The organism is Terriglobia bacterium, from assembly GCA_020073185.1.
Classification (GTDB): Bacteria; Acidobacteriota; Terriglobia; order Terriglobales; family Acidobacteriaceae; genus JAIQGF01.
This window is the reverse complement of sequence record JAIQFT010000007.1, coordinates 64,776-83,326: the sequence shown is the minus strand read 5'-3', so window position 1 is coordinate 83,326 and position 18,551 is coordinate 64,776. Positions and strand designations below refer to the sequence as shown.

The window sequence follows — 18,551 nt, the reverse complement described above, 5'->3', positions numbered from 1 at the left end:
ACCCGTTAAGGCAGCCTGGCCGGGGCGGCGTCCTCCGGCCCGCGATCAATTTCGCGAGAAACCAGGAAGAGGAACAAGAACGAAAGCACGGTGTACATGCCCATGAAGCCCAGCAGCGTAAACATCCCATTGCCCGCCGAGACCATCTTCGAATAGCCGTCGGCGGTGCGCATCAGACCGTACACCAGCCAAGGCTGGCGGCCGATCTCGGCCGTCATCCAGCCGGCCGTGTTGGCGATGTAAGGAAACGGGAAGCTGAGCATCAGGATCCACAGCGCCCAGCGCGCGTCGAACAGCTTGTTGCGCCACAGCAGCGCCGCCGAGAGCGCCATGATGGCGATGAAGATCGTCCCCAGCCCCACCATGATGTGGTAGCTGTAGTAGAGCAGTGGGATGTTCTCCGGCCTGTCTTGCTCAGGAAATGCATCCAGTCCCCGCACTTCGGCGTTCCAGCGCTTGTAGGTCAGGAAGCTGAGCATCTTGGGAACAACCAGCGGGTTGTCGATCTGCTGCTTTTCGCTGTCGGGCTGGCCGATGATCACCAGCGCCGCGCCGGGTTGGGTTTTGAACAGCGCTTCCATGCCCGCCAGTGTGGCCGGTTGATGACGCGCGAGCATGCGGCCCTGCCCGTCGCCAGTGGGGAACACTTGCAGGATGGAGAAAATGACGCCCGCAATCACGCCGGTGCGGAGGTAAATCTGCGCCTGCTCGCGGTGCTGGCGGCTGAGCAGATAGAACGCGCCGACGGCCGCCATCACGAACGCCCCGGTAATCACCGCGCCGCTCATGTTGTGCGCGTACTGCCAACCGGCCCAGGGGTTCAGCAGCAGCTCCCAGAAGCTGCGCAGTTGTACGCTGCCGTCGGGCATGAGGACGTAGCCGGTGGGGTGCTGCATCCAGGCATCGGTGGCGACGATGAAGTATCCCGACAGCCATGATCCGGCGAAGACCATGAATCCGCTGAACCAGTGCAGCTTCGGACCCAGCCGCTTCTCGCCATAAAGGAACAGCCCCAGGAAGGTGGATTCCAGGAAGAAGGCAAACATGCCTTCCATGGCAAGCGTCTGGCCGATGACGCCGCCGGCCCAGCGCGAGAAGTGCGACCAGTTGGTGCCGAACTGAAATTCCATCGGGATGCCGGTCACCACGCCGAGCACGAAATTAATTCCGAAAATCTTCGCCCAGAATCGCGCCGCGCGGTTGTAGCGGTCGTCGTGCTTCCACAGCGCCAGCGACTTCAGCGCCAAGATCAGCGGCGCCAGTCCCATGGTCAACTGCGGGTACAGGTAGTGATACGTCACCGTGAAGGCGAAGTGCAGCCGGTGAATGACAAGCGCGCTGTCCATAAATGATCTCGCCGTATAGGGAACTGCCTGCCCGCCGGGCTGGCGGAAGTCAGCGACCAAGCCCCAAGCTCAGGCCGCGAACACACTAATAGCTTCCCTGCACCAGTGTCCAGAAGACGATGGAACGCCGGCGGTGACCGGAGTCACGAATTACGAGGACCTTCGCCTTAAAGTCCGGACCAATCGCGAATCGCCAAGGGCCGACGGCTAAAGGCCAGCGGCTAGCCTAAAGCAGTTCTTTGCGTTGTGGCTGGCGTGCTTCGCGGCGCCGACCGGCTTCTTCGTAGCGGCGTTTCTCTTCTTCGGTCTCAGGAATCACCGGCGCCACCGTCAGACGGCGTCCGTCGCGATCCACGGCGACGAAGGTGAGCAGCGCCGAGCTGACGTGCGAGCGCTCGTCTTTGATGTAGCTCTCCACGAAGACCTTGACACCGACTTCCATCGAGGTGTGGAAGGTGCGGTTCACCGACGATTGCAGAATCACCAGGTCGCCGACCCGGACGGGCGTAAGAAAATCCAAGTGATCAATGGAGGCGGTGACTACGTAGTTGCGCGAGTGGCGGTGCGCCGCCAGCGCTCCCGCCAGGTCGATCCAGTGCATCAACCGGCCGCCCAGCAGCGAGCCGAGCGGGTTGGCGTCGTTGGGCAAGACGATCTCGGTCATTTCCGATTGCGATTCGCGCACCGGGCGCGGCTCAAGCTTCACATTCTCTGGGCCCATCAATCAGCCTCACTTGCCCGGCGGCGCCGGTAAGAATGGAGGAAGCACTCAGCCATTTTCTGGATGCGCGTGTCGTCATGCGTGGACGACCAGCGGCTGGCGGCGACGTCGAACTCCAGCATGCCATGCGCAGCCGGGGCATGCCCGATCTCGCAGACGAATTGCACCGTGAGCTTACCATCGCGATCGCGAGCCAGCGAGAATCTCACGGCATCGCAGTGGCGTTCGCGCGGCAGCCGCGGACACGTCCGCGCATATCCAAGGTTGCAGCCGTGCACCAATTCTTCTTCCGTGGGTTGCGCCCCTTCGTGGCCGGGTGCGGTGCAGTGGCCCGTCCATCCATCGCCGAGCGGCAGCCGCGCCGGATGCGGCCACGGCGGATTCTCAATTCGCTGCAGCGGCAGGAAGTAGGGACAGGCCATGAAGCGGACATTGTAAACCAGTGGTCAGTGGCCAGTGGCTGCAGGCACGAAGGGCACGGCTTCAGCGTGCCGTAAACGTAGCTTTCTTCTCTGTCATTCCGAGGGGCTTTAGGACCGAGAAATCTGCAGTCGCTTCTCTCCGCGAGAGTCTTCCGCCGCTGAACCTGAAACTGGAAACCGAAACTTGTTACACTGACCGCCGGCCACTAGCCACTGGCCGTTATCTTATGGATCGCATCGCCGCGCTCAAGGAATTGCTCGCCGAGAACCCCACCGACGCCTTCGCACGCTACGGCCTTGCCATGGAGTATTCCAAGGCAGGGGACGTCGCTGGCGCGCTCGACGAATTCAACACCATCCTGCGGCACAACCCGGACTACGTGCCCGCCTACCAGATGGCCGGCCAGATGCTCGTGAATGCGGGCCGCATCGAGGAAGCACGCAAGCTGTTCGAGAGCGGAATTGCCAGCGCGCGCCGCAGCGGCAACCAGCACGCGGCGTCGGAGATGCAAGGGATGCTGGACGTGCTTCCGTTATAGCCATCGGCCATTAGCCCTTGGCCAATAGCTCTTGGAATGCGACGCCCAATGGCTGACGGCCAACGGCTAATTGCTGCGTTTCAGCTTCCGCGCCATTCCCCATTCCACCAAACCCGGAAACATCTGGTACAGCTTAGTGACGAACCAATAGTACTGCGGAGTAAATACTTCGCGCTTGCCCTTCAAGTATCCATTGAGGGTATCGCGGGCCACGGTTTCGGCGCTGGCGCCGCGCTGGTCGGCGGAATTCAGCCGCCGCGGCTCGCGGCCCTGAGTCTTGTTGGCGTTGAAGTCGGTGCCAATGTAGCCGGGGCAGACGGTCAGCACATGCACGCCTGTGCCCAGCAGTTCCACGCGCGCCGCCTTGCCGATAGCGTTGATGGCGAACTTGGTCGCGCTGTACGCCGCGGAATATGGCAGGGGAATATGCCCGGCGACGCTGGAAATATTGATGATGGCGCCGCCGCCCTGCCGCTTCATCACCGGGATCGCCGCCTGCATGCCTTCGATGGCGCCGAACAGGTTGGTGTCGAACATGCGTCGGTACGCGTCTCGGTCCATCATTTCAACCGAATCGCTCAAGCCGTGCCCGGCGTTGTTGACCCAGATGTCCAGGCGGCCGAAGTTGTGCACGGTCAACGAAAGTACGCGGTCAATCTCCTCGCGGTTGCGGACGTCGCAGGCCAGCGCCAGCGTGCTTTCCGGACGGCCGATACGCGCGCGCGCCGCCTCCACCCGCGCCGAGTCGCGCGAAGTCAGAACGACGGTAGCGCCTTCGTCCACAAACAGCCGGGCCAGCGCCTCTCCGATCCCCATGGAAGCGCCGGTGATGACCGCAATTTTTCCGTCGAGTTGTGCAGGCATGCTTCGCTTCTAACGGGTGCCGAAAACGAAGTCAAGCTTGAGAATCCCGCCGTTGCCGAACTAGATACCGAGATCCTTCAGCCGCTGCAATGGGCGGGCTAGCACGACTTTGTTCCCACGCACCACCAGAGGACGCTGGATCAGCTCCGGATGCTTGACCATCAGGGCAACCAGTTCGTCGTCACTCCTATTCTTTCCAGCGACGAATTGCTGGAATGCCGCTTCCCGGGTGCGCATTGCGTCCATCGGTTTCAGGCCCGCGCGGCGCAGCAATTCTTTCAGGGCCTCGGCGGTGAGCGGCTGCTTGGCATAGTCCACCGCCTCGAAGTCAAGGCCCTTTCCGGTCAAGATCCTCTTGACCTCGCGGCAGGTGCTTCAGGTGGGCTTTTCGTAGACGGTGATCTTCTCGCGTGCCATGGCGACAGGGTACTCTCCTCCTACGTTAACGTGGTAAAAGCCGCCTCAAGCGTTCTTCCAACATGGAAGGCGAATTCGTGAACGGCTCATGGCCGGCTGCAAGCTCGCTAATTTCCCGCGCCTTCTTCCCCGCTCAGCGCTTCCGCCGCCTCGACTGCCGTCGCATAGGTCTCGAACACAGTTGCCAGCTTGGTGATTTGCAGCACATCGCGCACCCGTCCGGTCAGGCCCGCCAGCACGATCGTCTTTTGTGCCCGGGCCGCAGTGGTGAGCAAGCGGATCAACTCCCCCACCCCCGAGCTGTCAATGAAGCTGACATTCGAGAGATTCAGCACAACATTGGGCGCTTGCCCAAGCAGTTCCATGACCTGCTGTCGGAGATGCGCCGTTTCATCCCCAAAAACGATTCTGCCGTGACAATCCAGGATCAGGGCTAGTCCGTACATCCGGCTGCTGGTTTTGAGCAACATGGTTCCCCCAACCACCTCCGGCGTACCTTACTATTTTGCGGCGCCAGGATACACAAAAACTTTCGCCGATCGTCATTTTCCCTGGGGCTGAATCTCTGCGTTCCCAGATACGGACACATCTGAGGCCCCCGCTTTAGTTTCCATCCCTCCCCGAGCCGCGGGCATCCGTGTGGGTCAGAACTTTGTTGACAGGGCCTTAGTGCTCAGGCCAGAATTTTTCGATAGAAGTCCCTCCCCTGGGGACTAATATTTTCTCCCCCACAAACTAGTGTGCCCGTGACGGTGCAATAGCGTGCGAAACTCACGACTCGCGCCCCGCGCCCGGATAACTCGCATGAATCGACGCGATAAAAACTTTGAATTTCTCCCCGCGCTTCTTCCCACGTAAAAATGAGGCACGGCACTCTGCCGTCGCCTCACCCCTTGATGGAGTATGATGCGCGCTGTTATGCGGAAACTGGGTCTCGGGCTCCTGTTACTTCTTGCCACCGGGCACTCGCTCGCCCAAACTGCCACCGCCTCTCAGGCGGATCGCCTCCTCAAGCTCGAGCAGCAGGTTGCCGACGCTAAAGGCTCCGCCGACAACGCCTGGATGCTGATGTGCGCGGCCCTTGTCCTGCTGATGACCGGCCCTGGCCTCGCGCTTTTCTACGGCGGCCTGGTACGCAAGAAGAACGTGCTCTCCACCATGATGCAGAGCTTCGCCATGATGGCCATCGTCACGGCGCTCTGGGCGATGGTCGGTTACAGCCTGGCCTTCGCTCCCGGCAACGGCTTCATCGGAGGACTGCAGCACGCGTTGCTGCGCGGCGTGGGCGCGCAACCCGACCCCGACTATGCCGCCACCATTCCGCAGCAGACGTTCATGATCTACCAACTCATGTTCGCCATCATCACCCCGGCGCTCATCTCCGGCGCCTTCGCCGAGCGCATGAAGTTCAGCGCCATGGCTTTGTTCATGGCGCTGTGGTCGCTGTTGGTATACGCACCGATGGCGCACATGGTCTGGGGCAAGGGCGGAATTCTCAACGCCTCGCTCGGCGGACGCTTCCCCACCCTCGATTTCGCCGGCGGCACCGTGGTTCACATCACTTCCGGCGTCTCGGCCCTGGTCTGTGCACAATATCTCGGCCGCCGCATCGGATATCCCAAGGACATGATGCCGCCGCACAGCGTGGTGCTGAGCTTCATCGGCGCCTGTCTGCTGTGGGTGGGATGGTTCGGATTTAACGCCGGCAGCGCGCTTTCCTCGGGGAGCCTCGCCACCAGCGCCTTTGTTGCGACCCACTTTGCGGCCGCAGCTGCGGCGATTGGCTGGGCCGCCTCCGAATGGATACGCAACGGCAAGCCCAGCGTGCTGGGGGCAATCTCCGGCGCGGTGGCGGGACTGGTGGCCATCACACCGGCGTCGGGTTTTGTCGGCCCCATGCCGGCGCTGCTGATCGGGCTCGTCGCCGGCGGCTTCTGCTATTTCATGGTCGCCAGCGTCAAAGCGCTCTTCGGCTATGACGATTCCCTCGACGCCTTCGGCGTGCACGGCGCCGGTGGCACCATCGGCGCGCTACTCACCGGCGTTTTTGCCACCAAGATCATCAACCCGATCTTTCACGATGCGCAGGGCAACGCGCTCGCATTGGGCTTCATGGACGGCAACTTCCACCAACTGCTCAACCAACTCGTCGGCGTGGTGATCGCCTGGGTGCTCGCCATCGTTGGCACGCTCATCATTTTGAAATTTGTGGACACCGTGCTCGGCCTGCGCGTCCCCGCCGAACACGAGGTCCAGGGCCTGGATTTCACGCAGCACGGCGAAGAGGGCTACTATCTGGAAGCCTCCGCACTGTAACCGAACTCGGAACTCACTATGACCAAACTCGAAGCCGTCATCCAACCCTCCAAGCTCGACGCCGTCAAGGACGCGCTGCTGGAAATCGGAGTCGAGGGCATGACCGTCCTCGAAGTCCGCGGCCACGGACGCCAGAAGGGCCACACCGAGTTCTACCGCGGCCGCGAGTACAGCGTCGATCTTCTTCCCAAGGTGAAGATCGAAATCGTCCTCGCCGATGAACTGGTGGACAAGGCCGTCCACGCCGTCCTCGACCACGCGCGCACCGGCAAAATCGGCGACGGTAAGATCTTCCTCTCTCGCGTCGATGAGGCCATCCGCATCCGCAACGACGAACGGGGAGTGGCGGCGCTGTAGCGATTGAACGTCATGGAGACCTCCGCTCGCATCCTCAGTTTGCGCGACCTCTACTCCCGTGAGTCATCCCGCATCCGCAAAGCATTCGACGCCACCACCGACGGCATGGCGGCCGCCACCCAGCGCTCCGGCCTGGTCGACCAGGTCGCGCTCCGGCTGTGGCAGGAACTCAGCGGCAATGGCGGCGCATCTCCGAACGGATTTTGCCTGGTCGCGCGCGGCGGGTACGGGCGCGGCACTTTGTTTCCGCATTCCGACATCGATCTGCTTTTCCTCTCCGACAATCCGGCCCTCCTGAACCGCTTCAAGGATTCCATCGGCCGCATGTGCCAGCAGATGTGGGACCTCGGTTTGCGCGTCGCGCCCACCGCGCGCACGGTTTCCGGCTGTTCTGAATTCGATGCCAACAACGTCGAACTCACACTCTCGCTGCTCGACTGCCGCCAGCTCGCCGGCGACCGCCAGCTCTTTCGCCTGTTTCACGGCCAAACCATCCCCGATGTTGTCCATCGCAACTGGCCCGCCCTGGTGGAAACCCTGGTCGAGCTGACGCGCACACGTCACGCCAAGTACGGCAACACCGTCTTTCATCTCGAACCCCAGGTGAAGGAGTGCCCTGGCGGCTTGCGCGACTTCAACGTAGCCTGCTGGCTGTCATTCCTCGCCACCGTCGAAAAGCAGGGCAAGGGCTCCGACCGGCCGCCGATGGAAGTTCTCGTGCGCCGGGATCACCAGGCTGCGGTCGCATTCCTGATGTCGGCGCGCTGCTTCCTGCACTATCTCCACGGGCGCGACGACAACAACCTGACCTGGGAAGCGCAAGACGCGGCCGCCGCCAAGGGCATCGGCGTCGACGGCCACCCTTCCGACAATCCCGCCGAGTGGATGCGGAATTATTTTCGTCACGCGCGCCCCATCAGCCGCTGGACCAACCAGCTCCTGGAGGAAGTCGCCGCCGCGCGCTCTTCACTCTATCGCCAGTTTCTGAGCTGGCGCTCGCGCGTCTCCAATCCCGATTTCTCGGTCGTGAGCGGCCGCGTTTACCTGCAGCAATCGAGCGCCGTACGCGATCCGGAACTGCTCTTGCGCATGTTCGAATTCATCGCCCGCCACGGCCTCAGACTCGCCGCCGACACCGAATTCCGCATCGAGCAGGCGCTGGGGACGCTCAGCTTCCCTACCGGGCCTGAGCTCTGGTCGCATCTCCGCGAAGTCCTGCTCTCGCCCCACGCCGCCCTCGCGCTGCGCGACATGCACGCGCTCGGCGTCCTCGACACCGTGCTCCCCGAATACCGGCTGATTGATTCGCTCGTCATCCGCGACTTCTACCACCGCTACACCGTGGACGAGCATTCCTTCGCCGCCATCGAGAGCTTGCATCGCCTCAAGAAGCCGGAGACCGAATGGGAAGCTCCCTACGCGACCATCTTTTCCGCACTCGAGCACCCCGAACTGCTCCTTCTCGCCGTGCTGCTGCATGATGTCGGCAAGGGCTTGCCGGAGGGCAGCCACGTTGACGGCAGCCTCCAACTCGCCGAAGCTGCCTTTACGCGGCTTGCGCTTTCCGAGCGGCAGCGCGACACCGTGCGCTTCCTCATCGCCCATCATCTGGAAATGTCGGCCGCCATGCGCCGCGACATCTTCGATCACGAAAACGTGCACGCCTTCGCCGAAAGGGTCGGCTCGCCCGAGCGCCTGAAGATGCTCTGCCTGCTCAGCTACGCCGACATCCGTGCCGTTAATCCGCAGGCCCTCACTCCGTGGAAAGCGGAGAATCTCTGGCACCTCTACATGGCGACCGCGAACTATCTGGATCGCAGCGCCGACGATGCCTCCTTTCAGGCCACGCTTCAACGTGAGTATGTCGACAAGGTCAGCGCGCTGATTCCGCGCCGCGAACCAGAACTGCGCGACTTCCTCGCCGGCCTGCCGCAACGTTATCTGCGCGCACATTCCGCCGACCAGATCGCCGCCCACTTCGATATGGCATCGAAGCTGAATCAGCAGCCGGTGCAACTGGAGCTGGGCACTGCGCGCAACCTCTACGACCTGACGCTCATCACCCGCGACCGCCCGTCACTGTTCGCGACCCTCTGCGGCGCCCTCACCGCCTGGAGCATGGACATCGTCAAGGCCAACGCCTTCACCAGCCACAACGGGGTAGTCGTGGACACGCTCTCCTTCCGCGACCGCTTCCGCACCCTGGAACTGAATCCGCCCGAGCGCGAACGCTTCCAGCGCAACCTCATCGAGGTTCTCAGCGGCAACGCCGATATCACCCACCTCATCGAGAGCCGCATGGCTGCCGGCCAGGTCGCGCCCGTGAAGGTGACCGTCGAAACCCGTCTCACCTTCGACAACGACAGCTCTTCCCACAGCACGCTCCTGGAAGTGATCGCGCAGGACCGCCCCGGCCTGCTCTACCGCGTCGCCTCCACCCTGGCGCGCCACGGCTGCAACATCGAAATCGCTCTGATCGATACCGAAGGCCAAATGGCCATTGACGTCTTCTACGTCAGCCGCAATGGCGCCAAGCTCGACCCCACGATCCAGGAGTCCTTAAAGACCGCGCTCCACCAGGAACTCCCTGTGCATGGAACGACGCAGCCTCAGCCGCGGGGCGGCATTCGTTAGCCCGGAGGTGGCGACACCTTGATGTCCTCCGAGGGTCAACCCAGTCATCATTATTCAATTGCCCAATCGCCCCATCACGCAAGCGCCCCCCTCGGTGCTATCGTATTAACGACTTCATGCCTAACAATCCCGAAACCAACGAATCCTTCGACGCCATGCTCTCGCAATACGAGCAGAGCCATGCGCGGACCGATCGCCGCCAGCAGATCGAAGGCACGGTCGTTGCCGTGACCGCTGACTCAGTGCTTCTCGACATCGGTTTCAAAACGGAAGGCATCCTGCCCCTCTCCGCCTTCCAGGACGCCGCCGAAACCGTGAAGCCCGGCGACCGGTTCCCGGTCTCGGTCACCGGCCGCGACGCCGAAGGCTACTACCAGCTTTCGCGCTCGCGGGTGGAGCGCCCCACCGACTGGTCTTCGCTCGAGCAGGCCTTCGCCGAAAAAGCCACCATCGTGGGCACCGTTACCGCCGTCGTCAAAGGCGGCCTGAGCGTGGACGTCGGCGTGCGCGCCTTCATGCCTGCCTCACGCAGCGGCGCGCGCGACGCCGCCGAAATGGAAAAGCTTGTCGGCCAGGAAATCCGTTGTCGTATTACCAAGCTCGACGTCACCGATGAGGACGTCGTTGTGGACCGCCGCGCCGTCGCCGAAGAAGAAGAACGCTCTTCCAAACAACGCCGCTACTCGGAATTGAAAGAGGGCGATACGGTCACCGGCACCGTCCGCAGCCTCACCGACTACGGTGCCTTCGTTGACATCGGCGGCGTGGACGCCCTGCTCCACGTCGGCGACATCGCTTGGAGCCGCGTCAACAAGCCCGCCGACGTATTCTCCGTCGGCCAGCAGATCGAAGCGCGCGTGCTGAAGATTGATTCCAACCAGCGCCGCATTTCCATCGGCCTCAAGCAACTTCAAGCCCATCCCTGGGAGTCCGTCGCGGAAAAGTACAAGGTCGGCGAGCGCGTGCGCGGCGCCGTTACCCGGATCGTGGACTTTGGCGCCTTCGTCGAACTGGAGCCGGGTGTGGAAGGCCTGATTCACATTTCGGAAATGTCGTGGGGCAAGCGGGTGAGAAAAGCCAGCGACGTGGTTAAGCAGGGCGACACGGTCGAAGCCGTCATTCTGGGCGTCAACCTCGCCGACCGCCGCATCTCGCTCGGTCTCAAGCAGGCGTTAGGCGATCCATGGATCGAGGCGGCGCAAAAATTTCCCGCCGGCTCCGTCATCGAAGGCCCGGTGACCAGCCTCACCAACTTCGGCGCATTCGTGCAACTGGTGGACGGCGTCGAGGGCATGATTCACGTCGGTAATATCAGCGCCGAAAAGCGAATCAATCACCCGCGCGACGTGCTCTCGGTTGGCCAGACCGTCCGCGCCCAGGTCCTGGAGTTCGATCGCGACAAGCGTCGCATCTCGCTCGGCATGAAGCAGCTTGTACCCACCGGCCTCGACGAATACCTTGCCGAGCACAAGCTGGACGACGTCGTTACCGGGCGCTTGATCGAAATTTCCGGCGCCGAGGGCCGCGTCGAACTCGGCGAAGGCATCCTCGCCACCTGCCACATTCCCGCCGCCGCGCAGGAAAAGGGACCCGCCGAAAAAGACCATCGCCAGGAAGAACCCCGTGCCGCCAGGCCGGACCTGTCCACCCTCACTTCCATGCTGAACGCCCGCTGGAAGGGCGCGTCCGCCCCCAGCGCGTCGTCCAAACCGCAACCGCTCATGGCCGGCCAGGTGCGGAGCTTTCGCATTACCAGGCTGGATCCTGCTACCAAGAAGATCGAATTGGATTTGTCGCCATAGCTGCCGGACGGCGTCCCAAGTTGCGGAGAATCCCTGGCCTTCGTCCCTTATGGCCGACAGTCCAACTCGACTCCATACCACCGGAGAATCTTGCGAAGGTCATGTCGGTAGATGCAGGCGAGGGAGTAGAGGCGGTAAATACTGGGGGTCGCACCCTGCACTTCGATCTCATGCAGGCGACTGGCGCCGATTTTGAAACCAGGGTTTCGGCGCCTTGCGGCGACTTGTCCGCTTGCGAAAGCAACGTCGCGGAGCGTGAGACCGGTTTTCTGCCGTAAACGGCGGAGTCGTTTGCCGGCAAAGCGAGCGCTCTGATAGATGGAATTGCCGCCCACAGCACCCCCCAAAAATGCGACTGGTACTATAGTACTAGCCGCATTTTTCTGCGAGTTTTTTCGCCCATTCTGTCGATCTGTTGTGCAAGTGTAACTGGAAGGTCCTTGATCGGGGCTTCCGCACAGCCGAGTCGTGCCTGCCTTTGTTCCAAAACAGATTTTGTTCCGAAAACGTATCAATTCCCATTTCCTTGCGTGCTGGGCCGGCACATGGGCAATAGTTCTGTCGTGGAAGAGCTGAGCCGACGTGAGCGGCAGATCGTTTTACTGGTTGCCAAAGGCTGGACAAACGGCCAAGTAGCTGCGTATCTCAATCTTTCTGAACAGACGGTCAAGAATCACCTGCGAAACATCTACAAGAAGCTCCGCGTCCGCAACCGCGTCCAGCTTGTCAGACTAGTCCTCTCCGCCGCCTGAAGGAGCCTGATTCATGCGCTGCAGGGGCCCGGCCACCTGATATCCGCAGCCCGCGGAGCAGCCTCCAATACCAGCCCGCAATCTCCCGATGCCCCAACCCCGAGCACCAGCAGGTCGAGCGGCGTCTCGACTGCCTCGCCAAACGTCAACCAGTCTTTCAGCCGGACTTTGAGCGTCGAGCCGTCATCGCCCAACTCGAGATTGGCGGAGACGAGCCGCCAGCGATGACGCGAGCAGCACAAACCAAGTTGGTCGGGGCGATTCTGCCAGCGAAAGCGGCGGCCGGTCCGAAGGGATGAGCCGCCCCGCCTTAACGAACCCTCTCAACCCCCTTGGAATGTTGGCGTCCCCGGCGGGATTCGAACCCGCGCTACCGCCGTGAAAGGGCATTTTAGCGGTTTTGCCGAAGCTTGCCAGGGGTTGCAACGGGTTACCGCGCTCCCGTGTTCATGCGCCTTCTCTCGCCATACGACCTGATGCCGCCTTGGCCCTGTTTGCGGCTGTTTCGTTTCCCCGCATCACCGCCAATTAATGCTTCGTGAGCTGGAGTCTCAACTGACGCCCCGGCAGAACACCTCCCGCCCCCCCTGCGCAAGCGGTCTAAAGGTCCACGCACGACTCACAGTTTCTTTCGGTTCTTGTGACCCGGACGCTCAGAGCGGGAGTAGAATACGATGCTCTCCCCTTGATGGCGCGTGCCCGAAATTGGGGCACTAAATGAAGAGCCTTCTGCTGGCGATGTTGCTAGTTGCGGCGCCAGCACCGGGATTCGCGGCGGAAGCCAAGCAAAGGGAATATCCACGTGCTGTCACTGTTCTTTCGACAGATATGGGTTGGTCGCAGTACACGTCCAACAAGCTCATGGACACTAATCGCACCTCCGACGCACTTGGTCACACTGACTACTCAACGACTTGGCAGCACCAAGCAAGGCACCCTAGTGAATCTCACTCAAACGGCCGAGGGTTCGGATGGGAACATCTACACGATCCAGTGGGTCTCTCGGCGGCAGGGATTTGGTGCGGGTATGCCCCCTTCGTCGGGAGCGCCGATACAACAAGCCAGGAGGGTAGCATCCGATGAAGCGACTCGTGTGGAATGATGCGAACGGGGTGAGGAGCTTTGGCTGTGCCGGATGCCGGTGGACCTTCTCTGTGAAGGAATTCACGCCGGGGTTCTCGGAAACGGAAGTTCGCGAAGAATTCCTCGATCATGACTGCGATGATCCGCGGTTTCGACCAGAAGACAATCGAAGCTTACCGCTACCCAGGACTGCCGAGCTGACCTCCCCGCCGGTAAACACGAGCCAGGTATTGCAAGACCTCTGCGGACTGCAGGGCGCGGTGCTGGCGGCTATCGAAGCCCTGGCCTCGCCGACACCCAGCGGAGATTTGGCGGCGATTAAGGCCGAGCTCGATAGCGTGCGATCATTGTTGTGGCTGCACCTGCATGCTTCGCAGGAAACGCCAGTGCCCGATCATCATCCCCAATCACCCTCGGCAACCCCGCAAAAGCGCCGCTGGCGGCGTTACGGTTTCGACCTGCCGGTCACCATCACAACGAGCACTGGAAAGAGGTTAAAGGCACGTGGCACCGATTTGAGCGAAGGGGGCATAACCGTTCATGCGGAGACCCCGCTTACATTAGGAGACGAGCTGAGGGTGGTGTTCACGCCGCCGTTCTCGAACGCCGAGGTGAAGTTGCCGGTTGTGGTAAGGAACCAAGTTGGCAATCGTTATGGAATGGAATTCTTAGGTAGCAGCGGTGCGGAACTCCAGGAGGTTGCGCTGCTACGCATGCTTGTCAAAATGCTAGAAGCGCGGGTCAACTACTGCGAAAATGACGCGAGTAAGTTATGAAGCGGCTATGCCGTCGGATTGCGGCAGTCCACTGTTTGCTGGAAGCAGGACTTGTCTTTTGAAACTAAGAAACCTGCGGCTCTGTACAAATCTGTGCTGAGAACGGCAATGGAGGCGCATTCGCCCGGATTCATTGGCGCATCTGGCGAGCGCTTTTTCCTCAACGTGGGCATGAACGCCTGGCGGGCGCGCTCGTTCGGCCAGCCAGATAATGAAAGGTTCGGAAAATCTTGGCGTCCCCGGCGGGATTCGAACCCGCGTTACCGCCGTGAAAGGGCGATGTCCTAGGCCGGGCTAGACGACGGGGACGCTGGGCGGGAAGTTCCAGTCGAATTTTAATCGTAGCAGCCGCTTTCTTTGCCTGTCAAAGCACCGCATCACACAAATCGCAATCTCGCACTCGATGGCGGCCATTTAAAATGTACGTTATGGCCGATCCCCTCTACCTCAGCCTCTGGTTCCCTAACGTCACTGAGTCCGACATGATGCCGCGCCTGCTCTCCGTGGTACGCCAGTTCATGCTTTCCGCTGCGCGGCCCGGCATCGGCGCGGTCGCGGTACATCCGGTTTCCTGGAGCGAGCCCACCATCCTGGAGCGCCGCTTCCGACCCGGTATTGATCCCGGGCAAGCCATCGCCATCGTCGGCGACCTGCCGCACCCGGACTACGCCTACGTCGTCGAAGGCTATTGGGACCTGTGGGTGCCGAGCGAGGAAACCGGCGAGTGGGTGGTCGAGCCGCGCCCGGTGCAATTCATCGCACAAGGCCTCGAGTTCGACGACGGCGCCTACCAGGAGAGCGGCCACATCCAGGTGGACTTCGGCTTGGACACTCCGTTCCTTTTCGACGACGTTGAGCTCGACGACACTACCGAACCTCGCGTTCGCGCCAACGTTCAGAAGCTGGTGAACTTCACCAACGCCGTCGAGAAGAACTGCGGCATTAGCGGGCGCGTACTCTGGTCGGAATCAGAAGAAAACCTCGCCCAGAAGCTGATCTCGCGCCTGCAAAAAACCCACTGAGCGATTCTGGGTAAGACGGGTACACTCGCGACTCAAAACTCACAACTTCTTACCAGCTCAGCAGCGCGTTGCACACCGGGCACCTAGTTCCCTTCTTCCTGTTATCGCCGCCCGCAATGCGCGGAGGCGCGCTGTTCACGATGCGCACTACCACGTCGGAATCCACCGGCAACTCCGCTGTCACCAGGCTCTTATTGTTGCTCTGCGCCTCGCGCAAGGTAATGGCGATGCTCGCGCCGTCCACCTTACCGAGATACGTCTTCCATCCGTCCTTGTCGGTCAGGATCAACTTGTCGAAGCCGCGCTTCGCCGCATCCTCGATGTCCACGCGCGACTTCACGCTCAGGCTCTTGATCTGGATATATCCATGGGATCCCGCCGGAAAGTCCACCAGGATCTTATCGCCGTTGTCCAACAGCAGGAAATCCCTCGGCGTCAACTGCGCCGACATCATCACCGCCAGCAGAACAATTGCCGTCACACACAGCACCACACTCGCCTTCATTTGCATCTCCCAAACCTCTTTGCCCGAATTCCTGCACCCGCGTCTCGCAGATCACAATGCTGTTTTGGAAAAAAGGCCCGGCATTTCCGCCGAGCCTTTCATCCTGAAGGCTGAGACCTGGAGCCTATTTCGTTCTTCCCGCCTCGGCTCCCAGCTTTTCGCCCGCCGCGGCCTGCGCCGCCGCCAGACGCGCCGTGAGCACGCGGTAGGGCGAACAGGAAACGTAGTCCATGCCCACCTGGTAGCAGAACTCCACCGAGGCGGGTTCGCCGCCGTGCTCGCCGCAAATGCCGACTTCGAGCTTGGGCCGTGTCTTGCGCCCGCGCTCGATGCCCATCTTCACCAAGTCGCCCACGCCCTCGCGGTCAATCACCTGGAAGGGATCCTGCTTCAGGATCCCTTCCGAGACGTACTTGGGCAGGAACTTGTTGATGTCGTCGCGCGAGAAGCCGTAGGTGGTCTGCGTCAGATCGTTGGTGCCGAAGCTGAAGAACTCGGCCTCCTGCGCAATCTTGTCCGCCACCACGCACGCGCGCGGCAGCTCGATCATCGTCCCGACCAGGTAATGCACCTTGCGTTCCTTCTCCGCGAACACCTCCTCGGCGACGCGGCGGCAGATTGCCGCCTGGTTCTCCATCTCCGTCACCATGCTGGTAAGCGGAATCATGATCTCGGCGTGCGTCTTGACCCCTTCCTTCTCCACCTGCACCGCCGCCTCGATGATGGCGCGCGCCTGCATCTCCGTCACCTCGGGCAGCGCGATGCCCAAGCGGCAGCCGCGGAAGCCCAGCATGGGGTTGAACTCGTGCAGTTCTTCCACACGGGCCAGGATTTTGCGCAGCGCTTTCAACTTCGGAGATTTCGGCTTGGTCGCCTCCAGCACTGCGATCTCCACCATCAGCTCCTCGCGCTTGGGCAGGAACTCGTGCAGAGGCGGATCCAGCAGGCGAATGGTCACCGGCAACCCTTCCATGGCGCGGAACAGTCCGGCGAAGTCGGCGCGCTGCATCGGCAACAGCTTCTTCAGCGCGGCGCGCCGGTCCTTCTCGTTGTCGGCGAGAATCATGGCGCGCATGTGCGGAATGCGGTCTTCGGCAAAAAACATGTGCTCGGTGCGGCACAGACCGATGCCTTCCGCTCCGAACGCACGCGCCTGGATGGCGTCGCGCGGAATGTCGGCATTGGCGCGCACCCCCAGCTTGCGGTAGGGCTCACTCCAGCTCAGCAGCGTCTGCAGCTCGGGATCGTCCACCGATGCCGGTACCGTGTTCAGACGGCCCTTGATCACGCGCCCGCTGGTGCCGTCCAGCGAGATCCAGTCGCCTTCGTGGAATACCTGCCCGTCGACGTGCATTTCCTTCTTGCTTTCGTGAACCTGGATTTCGCCCGCGCCCACGATGCCGCACTTGCCCATGCCGCGCGTGACCACGGCCGCGTGGCTGGTCATGCCGCCGCGCGAGGTCAGAATGCCCGCCGCCACTTCCATGCCGTGGATGTCTTCGGGTGTGGTCTCGCCGCGCACCAGAATCACCGGGTTCTTCTTCTTGCCGGTGCCCGCCTTCACCACCGCTTCATCGGCGGTGAACACGATCTGCCCGACGGCCGCGCCCGGCGACGCCGGCAGGCCGGTGGCCAGCACTTCGACGTTCACGCCCTTCTCGTCCAGCCGCGGAACCAGGAAGTCGTACAACTGGTTCGGCTCGACGCGCATGAACGCCTCTTCCTTGGTGATCAGCCCTTCGTTGACCATCTGGATCCCGACCCGCACGGCGGCGCGCCCGGTACGCTTGCCGTTGCGCGTCTGCAGCATGTAGAGCTTGCCATCCTGGATGGTGAACTCGAAGTCCTGCATATCCTTGTAGTGCGTTTCCAGCCGCGTGGTGATGTCGCGGAGCTGGTTGTAAACGTTGGGCATGTTCTTCTGCAGCTCGCTGATGTGGATCGGGGTGCGCACGCCGGACACCACGTCCTCACCCTGCGCGTTCATCAGGAACTCGCCGTAGAACTCCTTGTCGCCGGTGGCGGGATTGCGGGTGAAGCCGACGCCGGTGCCGCTGGTTTCGCCCAAGTTCCCGAATACCATTGCCTGCACGTTGACCGCGGTGCCCAGGTTGTCGTCGATGTTGTTAATGCGGCGGTAGGTCTTGGCGCGCGGGTTCATCCACGAGCGGAACACGGCGTCACGCGCCATGGTCAACTGCTCTTTGGGCTCCTGCGGGAAGTCGAGCTTGGTGTGCTTCTTGACCACCTTCTTGTACTCGGCGATCACTTCCTTGAGCGCCGCGGCGTCGAGTTCGGTGTCGAGCTTCGCTTTCTTGCGCTTCTTGACGCCGTCGAACACCTCGTCAAAGGCGGGTTTCGGGATTTCCAGTACCACGTTGCCGAACATCTGGATCAGCCGGCGATAGCTGTCGTAGGCGAAACGCGGGTTGTTGCTGCGCTTGGCCAGCGCCTCCACCGACTTGTCGTTCAAGCCCAGGTTCAGGATGGTGTCCATCATGCCAGGCATGGAAAACTTCGCGCCCGAGCGCACACTCACCAGCAGTGGATTGCTTCCTTCGCCCAGCTTCTGGCCCTGAATCTTTTCCAGCCGCGCCAACGCCTCGTTCGTTTGCCGGCTCATCTCCGGCGAAACCTGGCCGCGCATATACTCGCGACAGGCCTCGGTCTGAATGGTGAATCCCGGCGGGACGGGCAGCGCGGCGCTGGTCATCTCCGCCAGGCCGGCTCCTTTGCCGCCCAGCACGTCTTTCATCTTGCCATTGCCGTCGGCCTTGCCTTCGCCGAAGAAGTAAACGTATTTGGTCGCGCCTTCCTTCGCCGTGGCCATGTTCGCAGTCTCAACGTCCATCGTGGTAGTGCTCATTGAATCTCTCCATCCTTTATATGAATTCGTATGAATTTCAAATCCTGGTGCACAAAACCCGAATCCGCCACAAAACCTTGACTGCTGTCATCCTGAGCGTCGAAAACCGCTGTGGCACAGGCGCCCCCG

The 18,551-nt window shown here is 61.7% G+C and carries 16 protein-coding genes and 1 tRNA gene; 8 read left to right on the top strand and 9 right to left on the bottom strand.

The window, feature by feature from the left end; translation table 11 throughout:
• Positions 1-5: 5 nt before the first annotated feature.
• From LAN64_03425 to LAN64_03415, 3 genes are all read right to left on the bottom strand, one after another.
• On the bottom strand, positions 6-1,346 hold the full coding sequence (locus tag LAN64_03425; protein MBZ5566881.1) for a cytochrome ubiquinol oxidase subunit I: 1,341 nt from the start codon (positions 1,344-1,346) through the stop codon (positions 6-8).
• A 226-nt stretch (positions 1,347-1,572) separates the two neighbouring features.
• Positions 1,573-2,067: an acyl-CoA thioesterase gene (locus LAN64_03420; GenBank protein MBZ5566880.1), complete on the bottom strand. Its 495-nt coding sequence runs from the start codon at positions 2,065-2,067 to the stop codon at positions 1,573-1,575.
• Positions 2,067-2,489: a hypothetical protein gene (locus LAN64_03415; protein MBZ5566879.1), complete on the bottom strand. Its 423-nt coding sequence runs from the start codon at positions 2,487-2,489 to the stop codon at positions 2,067-2,069. The genes LAN64_03420 and LAN64_03415 overlap by 1 nt, the downstream gene beginning before the upstream one ends.
• Positions 2,490-2,716: 227 nt before the next feature.
• On the opposite strand from LAN64_03415, the gene LAN64_03410 reads away from it, so the two are divergent.
• Positions 2,717-3,028: a tetratricopeptide repeat protein gene (locus LAN64_03410; protein MBZ5566878.1), complete on the top strand. Its 312-nt coding sequence runs from the start codon at positions 2,717-2,719 to the stop codon at positions 3,026-3,028.
• Between the two features lie 66 nt (positions 3,029-3,094).
• On the opposite strand, the gene LAN64_03405 is transcribed toward LAN64_03410, so the two are convergent.
• The 3 genes from LAN64_03405 to LAN64_03395 all read right to left on the bottom strand — a co-directional run bounded on the left by LAN64_03405 (position 3,095) and on the right by LAN64_03395 (position 4,779).
• Positions 3,095-3,892, bottom strand: a complete 798-nt coding sequence (locus LAN64_03405) for an SDR family oxidoreductase (protein ID MBZ5566877.1) — start codon at positions 3,890-3,892, stop codon at positions 3,095-3,097.
• A 60-nt stretch (positions 3,893-3,952) separates the two neighbouring features.
• Entirely contained in the window at positions 3,953-4,240 is a 288-nt protein-coding gene (locus LAN64_03400) for an arsenate reductase (glutaredoxin) (GenBank protein MBZ5566876.1), read from the bottom strand.
• 176 nt (positions 4,241-4,416) lie between these two features.
• Complete coding sequence (locus LAN64_03395) at positions 4,417-4,779, bottom strand: STAS domain-containing protein (GenBank protein MBZ5566875.1); 363 nt, start codon at positions 4,777-4,779, stop codon at positions 4,417-4,419.
• Positions 4,780-5,215: 436 nt separating this feature from the next.
• Between LAN64_03395 and LAN64_03390 the strand changes: the two genes are divergently transcribed.
• From LAN64_03390 to LAN64_03365, 6 genes are all read left to right on the top strand, one after another.
• Positions 5,216-6,625, top strand: coding sequence for an ammonium transporter (locus LAN64_03390; protein MBZ5566874.1), 1,410 nt, complete (start codon positions 5,216-5,218; stop codon positions 6,623-6,625).
• 18 nt (positions 6,626-6,643) lie between these two features.
• Entirely contained in the window at positions 6,644-6,982 is a 339-nt protein-coding gene (locus LAN64_03385; GenBank protein MBZ5566873.1) for a P-II family nitrogen regulator, read from the top strand.
• Between the two features lie 12 nt (positions 6,983-6,994).
• A complete protein-coding gene (gene glnD, locus LAN64_03380) occupies positions 6,995-9,616 on the top strand; it encodes a [protein-PII] uridylyltransferase (protein ID MBZ5566872.1) in 2,622 nt (873 codons plus the stop codon).
• A 116-nt stretch (positions 9,617-9,732) separates the two neighbouring features.
• On the top strand, positions 9,733-11,418 hold the full coding sequence (locus tag LAN64_03375; protein ID MBZ5566871.1) for a 30S ribosomal protein S1: 1,686 nt from the start codon (positions 9,733-9,735) through the stop codon (positions 11,416-11,418).
• Positions 11,419-11,963: 545 nt separating this feature from the next.
• Complete coding sequence (locus LAN64_03370; protein ID MBZ5566870.1) at positions 11,964-12,170, top strand: LuxR C-terminal-related transcriptional regulator; 207 nt, start codon at positions 11,964-11,966, stop codon at positions 12,168-12,170.
• Positions 12,171-13,324: 1,154 nt separating this feature from the next.
• Complete coding sequence (locus LAN64_03365) at positions 13,325-14,029, top strand: PilZ domain-containing protein (GenBank protein ID MBZ5566869.1); 705 nt, start codon at positions 13,325-13,327, stop codon at positions 14,027-14,029.
• 231 nt (positions 14,030-14,260) lie between these two features.
• Here LAN64_03365 and LAN64_03360 read toward each other — a convergent pair.
• Positions 14,261-14,338 (bottom strand) — tRNA-Glu (locus LAN64_03360).
• 119 nt (positions 14,339-14,457) lie between these two features.
• Between LAN64_03360 and LAN64_03355 the strand changes: the two genes are divergently transcribed.
• Positions 14,458-15,051 (top strand): hypothetical protein, encoded by a 594-nt coding sequence (locus LAN64_03355; GenBank protein ID MBZ5566868.1) that lies wholly within the window; start codon positions 14,458-14,460, stop codon positions 15,049-15,051.
• A gap of 49 nt (positions 15,052-15,100) precedes the next feature.
• Here LAN64_03355 and LAN64_03350 read toward each other — a convergent pair whose 3' ends face one another.
• Positions 15,101-15,556, bottom strand: a complete 456-nt coding sequence (locus LAN64_03350) for a hypothetical protein (GenBank protein ID MBZ5566867.1) — start codon at positions 15,554-15,556, stop codon at positions 15,101-15,103.
• 124 nt (positions 15,557-15,680) lie between these two features.
• Entirely contained in the window at positions 15,681-18,422 is a 2,742-nt protein-coding gene (gene ppdK / locus LAN64_03345; protein MBZ5566866.1) for a pyruvate, phosphate dikinase, read from the bottom strand.
• Between the last annotated feature and the right edge of the window lie 129 nt (positions 18,423-18,551).

Coding starts and splice junctions, on each gene's coding strand:
- LAN64_03425 (MBZ5566881.1), bottom strand. CDS start 1,346: ATGGACAGCGCGCTTGTCATTCACCGGCTGCACTTCGCCTTCACGGTG.
- LAN64_03420 (MBZ5566880.1), bottom strand. CDS start 2,067: ATGGGCCCAGAGAATGTGAAGCTTGAGCCGCGCCCGGTGCGCGAATCG.
- LAN64_03415 (MBZ5566879.1), bottom strand. CDS start 2,489: ATGGCCTGTCCCTACTTCCTGCCGCTGCAGCGAATTGAGAATCCGCCG.
- LAN64_03410 (MBZ5566878.1), top strand. CDS start 2,717: ATGGATCGCATCGCCGCGCTCAAGGAATTGCTCGCCGAGAACCCCACC.
- LAN64_03405 (MBZ5566877.1), bottom strand. CDS start 3,892: ATGCCTGCACAACTCGACGGAAAAATTGCGGTCATCACCGGCGCTTCC.
- LAN64_03395 (MBZ5566875.1), bottom strand. CDS start 4,779: ATGTTGCTCAAAACCAGCAGCCGGATGTACGGACTAGCCCTGATCCTG.
- LAN64_03390 (MBZ5566874.1), top strand. CDS start 5,216: ATGCGCGCTGTTATGCGGAAACTGGGTCTCGGGCTCCTGTTACTTCTT.
- LAN64_03385 (MBZ5566873.1), top strand. CDS start 6,644: ATGACCAAACTCGAAGCCGTCATCCAACCCTCCAAGCTCGACGCCGTC.
- glnD (MBZ5566872.1), top strand. CDS start 6,995: ATGGAGACCTCCGCTCGCATCCTCAGTTTGCGCGACCTCTACTCCCGT.
- LAN64_03375 (MBZ5566871.1), top strand. CDS start 9,733: ATGCCTAACAATCCCGAAACCAACGAATCCTTCGACGCCATGCTCTCG.
- LAN64_03370 (MBZ5566870.1), top strand. CDS start 11,964: ATGGGCAATAGTTCTGTCGTGGAAGAGCTGAGCCGACGTGAGCGGCAG.
- LAN64_03355 (MBZ5566868.1), top strand. CDS start 14,458: ATGGCCGATCCCCTCTACCTCAGCCTCTGGTTCCCTAACGTCACTGAG.
- LAN64_03350 (MBZ5566867.1), bottom strand. CDS start 15,556: ATGAAGGCGAGTGTGGTGCTGTGTGTGACGGCAATTGTTCTGCTGGCG.
- ppdK (MBZ5566866.1), bottom strand. CDS start 18,422: ATGAGCACTACCACGATGGACGTTGAGACTGCGAACATGGCCACGGCG.